This is a genomic window from Sinomonas sp. G460-2, from assembly GCF_047759905.1.
Taxonomy (GTDB): Bacteria; Actinomycetota; Actinomycetes; order Actinomycetales; family Micrococcaceae; genus Sinomonas.
Genome location: NZ_JBKZWT010000559.1, coordinates 1 through 1,152, shown reverse-complemented (window position 1 = coordinate 1,152; position 1,152 = coordinate 1). Strand labels below are relative to the sequence as shown.

General features: G+C 68.9%; 2 protein-coding genes. One reads left to right on the top strand and one right to left on the bottom strand.

Annotation, left to right across the window (positions count from 1 at the left end; genetic code table 11):
• Positions 1–293 (bottom strand): O-methyltransferase (locus ACLN58_RS22435; protein WP_415857413.1); only part of this gene is annotated, 293 nt, incomplete at its 3' end.
• A 198-nt stretch (positions 294–491) separates the two neighbouring features.
• On the opposite strand from ACLN58_RS22435, the gene sigE reads away from it, so the two are divergent.
• Complete coding sequence (gene sigE, locus ACLN58_RS22430; protein ID WP_415857414.1) at positions 492–1,109, top strand: RNA polymerase sigma factor SigE; 618 nt, start codon at positions 492–494, stop codon at positions 1,107–1,109.
• The last annotated feature ends 43 nt before the right edge of the window (positions 1,110–1,152 follow it).

The window sequence follows — 1,152 nt, the reverse complement described above, 5'->3', positions numbered from 1 at the left end:
GAGAACGCCTGGCGCGCGGCCTTGAGGTGTTCGATGTCCGTGTCGATCGTGGTGAACGTGCACGCGGCGGGCAGGCCGCGGAGGAGGCAGACCCCCGAGACGCCGGCGCCCGTCCCGATCTCGACGACGGCCTGGGCCTTTGAGGTGGCGGCGAGCACTGTGAGAACCGCGCCGACCCCTGGACTCACGGGGGAGACGCCAAGCTCGAGGGAACGCTCGCGCGCACGGGCCACGATCGGGTCCTCGACGGCAAGCCCCTCGGCATAAGCCCAGCTCGTGGACTTGTCGGTCATGTTGTGAAACGCTTTCGGCTCGGGGTGCGTCCCCAGCCTATCGCCTTGGGGGTTACGCACCGCGCTACGCTTTGGGCGGAATGACCAGCCAACGTTCAGAATCCCCTGTCAGACTGGGGTTCCGCAGCGGTTGCCTGGTGAGCAAGAGGCCCACAGCACAGTGCGGCCGCCGATGCTGTGAAGGTGAGGTGCGTGGACGTGCCACCGCAACGTGCTGCGACCACCCAGACACCCTCCGAGCCGAGTCCCGCCGACTGGGTGCCCCCGACGTGGGAAGAGGTCGTCGCTCAGCACTCCGCCAAGGTCTATCGGCTCGCGTACCGCCTGACGGGCAACCAGCACGACGCCGAGGACCTGACCCAAGAGGTCTTCGTCCGCGTCTTCCGCTCGCTCGACAACTTCAAGCCCGGAACGCTCGACGGCTGGCTTCACCGCATCACCACGAACCTCTTCCTCGACCAGGCGCGCCGCAAGAACCGCATCCGGTTCGATGCGTTCGCCGAGGACGCCGAGTCCCGCATTCCCGGGCGTGAGCCGGGCCCCGAGCGCAGCTATGAGATGAACAACCTCGATCTCGACGTCCAGGCCGCCCTCGAGGAGCTCCCGCCGGACTTCCGCGCCGCGGTCGTGCTCTGTGATCTTGAGGGGCTCTCCTATGACGAGGTCGCAGCGGCCCTCGGCGTGAAGCTTGGCACCGTCCGCTCGCGGATTCACCGCGGCCGGACCCTCTTGCGCGAAAAGCTCGCCCACCGCGATCCTCGGCGGGGTGCGGGCAAGCCGCGGCTGTCCCTGCCTCGCGTCGCCGGCCTGCGCTGAGGCGCCCCATGCACGAACGACGGCGGCCGGGCGCGTTCGGGGG